At 69.3% G+C, this 2,464-nt stretch carries 4 protein-coding genes; 3 read left to right on the top strand and 1 reads right to left on the bottom strand.

Annotated elements, in window-relative coordinates:
• The first annotated feature begins 98 nt into the window (after positions 1-98).
• On the top strand, positions 99-554 hold the full coding sequence (locus D7W79_RS41275; protein ID WP_120530656.1) for a hypothetical protein: 456 nt from the start codon (positions 99-101) through the stop codon (positions 552-554).
• A 131-nt stretch (positions 555-685) separates the two neighbouring features.
• Positions 686-1,102 carry a hypothetical protein gene (locus D7W79_RS41270; RefSeq protein ID WP_120530655.1) on the top strand — a complete coding sequence of 139 codons (417 nt, stop codon included), beginning with the start codon at positions 686-688 and terminating at the stop codon, positions 1,100-1,102.
• 250 nt (positions 1,103-1,352) lie between these two features.
• Here the strand turns inward: D7W79_RS41270 and D7W79_RS41265 are convergent, their stop codons facing one another.
• The gene (locus tag D7W79_RS41265; RefSeq protein ID WP_120530654.1) at positions 1,353-1,937 is read right to left on the bottom strand and encodes an SCO family protein; all 585 of its coding nucleotides are present in this window, start codon (positions 1,935-1,937) and stop codon (positions 1,353-1,355) included.
• A 233-nt stretch (positions 1,938-2,170) separates the two neighbouring features.
• Here D7W79_RS41265 and D7W79_RS41260 point away from each other — a divergent pair.
• Positions 2,171-2,464, top strand: a 294-nt coding sequence (locus tag D7W79_RS41260) for a hypothetical protein (protein WP_147442337.1), incomplete at its 3' end; no start/stop codon positions are given.

Below are 2,464 nucleotides of genomic sequence, written 5' to 3'. Positions count from 1 at the left end.
GGCAGCGTCAGATGTGTATACGAGCCAGGGGTAGTACTGGAAAGATGGGCTAGAGTTGTTCCCCGCCGTCTTTCCTCTCCTCTCCGGAGCGAAATCGCATGTCCCAGCAAGCCCCTGGCAAGAAGCGTGGTCTGTCCCGTCCCGTGGAAGTCGTCCGCGCGGAGCTCCTCAAGGATCCCGAGACGAAGCGCATCGCGGATGCGGTGGGGATGAAGCTGGAGGACTACGTCGAGCTGGTGCTCGAGTACGCGCAGGACAAGGACAAGGAGCCCATGCTCAACGTCGTGTCCGACGAGGAGCTGAAGGCCAACGGCTTCCCGGTGCACTCGGTGGAGGAGGTCGGCGAGTTCCTGGTCGCGGGCGCCAAGGGTGAGCTGCCCGGCCAGGGCAACCCGTTCGCCAAGTCCGAGTTCGAGGCCGGCAAGGGCGGCGCCGCCGCCGGCAAGCCCAGCCTGAACCCCACGGGCGAGGCCCCCAAGGCGCCCCAGGACGAGGCGAAGCGCCAGGAGCTGATGGACCAGCTGAAGAAGGGCGGCGGCGGAACCCGCGGCTGAAGCCCGCCCGGAATCCCCGTGAAATAGATCGGAAATTCGGAGGAAACATTTTCCTCCCCCCTCCGAGAATCCTTTTGCAGCTTCACTTCGGCACACACTCTCCAAACCAGACTTAAGCAGGGGGTATCACCATGGGCGGCATCGGCAAGGTTGTCAGCAGCATCGCGAAGACGGTCAGCAATGTCGCCGGCGGCGTCGCGAACATCGCGGGCAAGGCGCTGAACTTCGTGCAGAACCCCATGGGCGCCATCACGGGCGGCCTGAAGGGTCTGGCGGGCGGCCTCCTGGACAAGCTCCCGTTCGGCCTGGGCAAGCTGGCCAAGCCGTTCGTGGACAAGTTCATCGACTCCGGCGCGTCCCTGCTCGCCAAGGGCCCTCTGGCCGGTCTGTCCCAGCTGACCAAGTTCGCCCCCACCGTGCAGTCCATCGCGGACATCGCGGGCGTCGTGAAGCAGGGCGCGGACAAGGTCGGCGCGCTGGCCTCCCAGCCCGCGCAGCAGAACGTGCAGAACCTGTTCGCCCACGCGCAGGCTGCGCTCATCAACTGAGTTCCCCGCTGAAGTTGGCGTGACTCAGGCACGAGGGCCAGTGCTCACCGAGAGGTGGGGCTGGCCCTTCGGCTTTGCGGGCCATGGCGCCGCGCCGGAGTCCAGGAGCCCCAGGGCCGGTCCCCGTCCGTCATGGGCGGGGCGCCGGCCCTTCGCGTTTCCGGGGGCCGCGCCGGGCCTGGGCTGACGGGTGGGATGCGACCCGGGGAGGCGCACCCGGAGTACGGGCGCGATCAGGAAGGGGTGGGGCTCAGCCCTCTTCGCGGGTGAGGCGGAAGGCGTCGGTCTCCAGCTTCTGGGTCGCCTCGGGGTCGGCGCTGTCGTAGTAGCCGCGGATCTCCCCGGTGCCGTCCACGAGCACGAAGTGGGTGCCGTGGAAGATGGAGAGCAGGTCGTCCTCGGCGGCGCCGGGCTCGCGGCCCATGCTGATCTTGAATCCTTGGACGATGGTGTCCTTGAGGGTGGCGTAGTCGCCGGTGAGGAAGTTCCAGCGGGTGAAGTCCGCCTGGTACTTCTTCCCGTACTCGGCCAGCCGCTCCGGGGTGTCGTAGGCCGGATCCACGGAGAAGGACACCAGCTGGAGGTCCGTCCCCAGCTTCGCGGTGTGGTCCTGCACGCGCGCCATCTTCTGCGTGAAGACGGGGCAGACGGTGGGGCAGCGGGTGAAGATGAAGTTGGCGATGAACGGGTGGCCGCGGAGCTGCTTCAGCCCGAAGGGCTGCCCGTCCTGCCGCGTGAAGGTGAAGTCCGGGAGGGCGCCCAGCCGGGGCAGCGGCTGCGAGCGGCCCTGCATCAGGTCGTGGACCGCCACCCCCATGAAACCGAGCGACGCCACGGCGATGCCTGCCCAGACCCATGAGCGGCGGACAGGACGGGAGCGGGGGGCGGACTGGGAAGAAGGCGATTCGACGGACATGGCCGGCACGTACGGCATCGGCGCGGAGCGCACAAGCGCCGGGCGAGGCCGGGGTAGGGGCTGGCCGCATGCGAGGCATGAGGGAGAGTGGCCGCTCCGGCACGGACGGGGTGCGCCTTGAGGGGATGTTGGGTGCGTGCTAGCCCGGAGGCATGCCCCATGCCCTCTTCCAGCCCCCGGGTGGACGCGCTTCGCCGGGCGGGTGGGAAGGCTACCGGTCGCTGGCGGGGCGCCTGTCCTCCGGGCTCGGCACCGGGCTCGGGTCGTGGCTCATGTGGCTCGGCTCGCGGCTCCGGAGCTCGCTCGGGCCATGGCTCGGGCTCCTCGGGGCGCTGTTGCCGGCGGTGGCGCTGGCGTGCCCCTCGTGCACGGCCCGGGCTCCGGAGTCTCCGGGCGGGGCGGGGGAGCTGCTGCTGGCGCTGATGCTGGTGCCCTTCGCGCTGGTG

It is taken from the genome of Corallococcus exercitus (assembly GCF_003611585.1).
Classification (GTDB): domain Bacteria; phylum Myxococcota; class Myxococcia; order Myxococcales; family Myxococcaceae; genus Corallococcus; species Corallococcus exercitus.
The sequence above is the reverse complement of the archived record's forward strand: the minus strand, read 5'-3'. Positions and strand labels throughout refer to the sequence as shown.

What these genes read in the sequence shown, in the direction of transcription:
- D7W79_RS41275 (WP_120530656.1), top strand. Translation starts at nt 99, where the DNA reads ATGTCCCAGCAAGCCCCTGGCAAGAAGCGTGGTCTGTCCCGTCCCGTG.
- D7W79_RS41270 (WP_120530655.1), top strand. Translation starts at nt 686, where the DNA reads ATGGGCGGCATCGGCAAGGTTGTCAGCAGCATCGCGAAGACGGTCAGC.